Origin of the sequence: Streptomyces sp. (assembly GCF_035563135.1) — a bacterium.
Lineage (GTDB): Bacteria > Actinomycetota > Actinomycetes > Streptomycetales > Streptomycetaceae > Streptomyces.
In genome coordinates, this window is the sequence record NZ_DATMVN010000313.1 from 1 (window position 1) to 2798 (window position 2798).

A 2798-nucleotide genomic window follows, 5' to 3' on the forward strand; every position below is an offset into this window, starting at 1 on the left:
GAGGACCCCGCGCCATACAACTCAACGGGCTCGCCCGCACCAATGTGATCCGACGTCGCCGGACGACCGGAGCATTCTCATCCCCAGGACCAGCGATTCAAGATTGCGAGCCTTCACACCTCTTGCACCGTCGGCTGCGGATTCCGTCGTGATGAATACGCTGGCTGCTATGGCGAGGAAGCGGAGGGGACAGCGGGAGGCTCGTCAGCAGCCACGAACGGCGGCGTCCCCGGAGCGCGGAACTGGAGCCAGCGCCGGCAGGGCCAGCGCCGGCGCCGGCGCCAGAAGCGTTGAGGCGACTTCCGCAGCGGTGGATCCGACCGATCGTCGCCGAGCAGCGACGACCTGCGGGTGGTGCGGCGGACCGATCCAGCCGAAGGCCCGTGGGCGTATCCCCACCTGCTGCTCGCCGGCGTGCCGGCAACGCGCCTGGGAGCAGTCGCGGGCTGCGGCCTCCGGCCGTGCGGCAGTCCAGGTCGTCGAGCGGCGCGTGGAAGTCCCGACGCGGCTGCCGCTCACCCGCCGGGACTGGCCCCAGGCGCTGCAAGAGCTGGCTCAGCAACTCGATGACGGGCGGATCTACGACCGCGACCTCTCCGGGCTGTCCGTCGCACTCGACGCCGTCCTCGAGGCCTACAACCGCCGGCCCTACGTCCGCCTCCGAGCCGCTGACGAGCGCCGCGCGATCTGGGGTCGCCGACACCCATCTCGCTGACGAGTGCTCCCGCGGCAACGGGCGTACTGGAGACCCACAGGAGGCGCCGGTACGCCAGGCCGCCCCTGGCCCCGCCCTGAGCGACGTTCCCCAGCTTTTCTGCAGTAGGAGGCTCCGGGCACTGGAGGAGCTTCGAAGCCCGGGGATTCCTGCCGCGTCAACAGGACCGCGCCGGTCGTAGAAGAACTGGAGAAGCACCGGAGGCCGTTCCCCCATCGTCGACGGACGCTCCGCATGAGCCGCCGTCCGAGCGTGGCCGCTGTCGGACGTCGGCGGGCGGAATGCAGAACTGGGGAGGACACGACATGGGCGACCCAGAGCCCGTTCAGGATGTGCTGGCCAGCAGTCCCCTGCTGCTGACCCCCGAGGAAGCAGCGACGGTCCTCCGCATCGGTCGGACGACCATTTACGCGCTCATGCAGGCCGGCGACCTACGCCCTGTACACATCGGCCGCAGCTGCCGACTCCCCCGCGCCGAGCTCGAGCGCTACGTCCGCTCCCTGGAGACATCCTCGAACGCCGCACCGACGTCCAAGTCCGAGTTCGACGCCGCACGGTCGTCGCGACGTCGGATCGACGCCACCCCACACCGCAGGCACGCCCGATAGCCGTCCCGCATCGCGGCTGGGGACAACGCCGAGGTCATCCACCGGTTTGTCCCGCCGGCGTCCGCACCGGGCGCACCCGTGGTGGGGTCGCCTGGCTGGTGCCGGGACCCGCAGGTCGCCGGCAGGGAGCGGAGCTCGGGTAGGCCTGACATTGCCGGAGGGATCTACATGGCCAGACGCGCGAACGGTGAGGGGTCGATCTTTCGGCGCAAGGACGGCACGTGGTCGGCCGAACTCAGCTACCGGGACGACTACGGCACCTTGAAGCGGCGGACCGTCTACGGGAAGACGCAGGCCGAGGTCCGAGCCAAGTTCCGGGATGCCCGTGAGCGGATCGAGGCCGGAGCACCGGTCAGAGACACCTCCATGACAGTCGCCGCATGGCTCGAGGACTGGATCACCAAATCGCTGGCCGCCAGCGACCGCAAGCAGGCCACCAAGGACCTCTACGCCACCCTCGCCCGCACCCATCTCGTGCCCACGATCGGGACGATCCCCCTCGGCCGCTTACGTCCATCTGATGTCGAAGCGCTCGTTGTCACCAAGCGGGACGCCGGCCTGTCGGGGTCGACGATCCGGACGATCTACACCGTCCTCCGGTCAGCACTCGACATCGCCGCACGCGACGGACTGATCCGGAGCAACCCCGCAGCGGCCGTGAGACGGCCGGGCGTCGAGCGCAAGGACGCGCCGCACTTGACCGCGGAGCGGGCACAGGCCCTCCTCGAAGCGATCAGGGGCGACCGATTGGAGAGCCTGTTCCGGGTGATGCTGGCCACCGGGCTGCGACGCGGGGAGGCGCTGGCCCTGCACTGGTCCGACGTCGACCTCGACGCCGGCCTCCTGAGGGTCCGCTGGACCCTCTCCCGGACATCCCAGGGGCTGCAGCTCGACGAGCCCAAGACCGACAAGTCCCGCAGGACCGTGCCACTCCCCCGCTCGGCCGTCGAGACGCTCCAGGCCCACCGGACCCGGCGGCTGGAGGAGCAGCAAGCGGCCGCCGGAGCCTGGCAGGAGCACGGGCTGGTCTTCACCACCGAGATCGGCACACCGCTCGAGCCCCGCAACGTGCTGCGGCGCTTCGAGGTCCTCGCGGAGCGAGTCGGCCTCCGCGGCGTCACGCTGCACACCCTTCGGCACTCCGCGGCCAGCTTTCTGCTGGCGGCCGGAACGCACACCAAGGTCGTCCAGGAGCACCTGGGCCACTCGTCGTACGCCATCACGGCGGACATCTACAGCCACGTCGGTCCCGCTCAGCAGCGCGAGGCGGCCGACCGGCTCGACCACGCGCTGCGCTGGTGACCGTTGCTGTCCCTCGGGCCGCGTTGCTGTAGGCGTTGCTGTAGCCAGGCAAGAGGCGGGCCGGCCCTTACGGCCAACCCGCCTCTGACCTGCCGCTTCACTGTCGGGCTGACAGGATTTGAACCTGCGACCCCTTGACCCCCAGTCAAGTGCGCTACCAAGCTGCGCTACAG

General features: G+C 70.1%; 3 protein-coding genes. All 3 read left to right on the forward strand.

Annotation, left to right across the window (positions count from 1 at the left end):
- Positions 1 to 490: 490 nt before the first annotated feature.
- The 3 genes from VN520_RS13800 to VN520_RS13810 all read left to right on the forward strand — a co-directional run bounded on the left by VN520_RS13800 (position 491) and on the right by VN520_RS13810 (position 2625).
- Positions 491 to 715, forward strand: a complete 225-nt coding sequence (locus tag VN520_RS13800; protein WP_325747188.1) for a hypothetical protein — start codon at positions 491 to 493, stop codon at positions 713 to 715.
- A 305-nt stretch (positions 716 to 1020) separates the two neighbouring features.
- Positions 1021 to 1323: a helix-turn-helix domain-containing protein gene (locus VN520_RS13805; RefSeq protein WP_325747189.1), complete on the forward strand. Its 303-nt coding sequence runs from the start codon at positions 1021 to 1023 to the stop codon at positions 1321 to 1323.
- Positions 1324 to 1491: 168 nt separating this feature from the next.
- Positions 1492 to 2625: a site-specific integrase gene (locus tag VN520_RS13810; protein ID WP_325747190.1), complete on the forward strand. Its 1134-nt coding sequence runs from the start codon at positions 1492 to 1494 to the stop codon at positions 2623 to 2625.
- Positions 2626 to 2798: the final 173 nt, after the last annotated feature.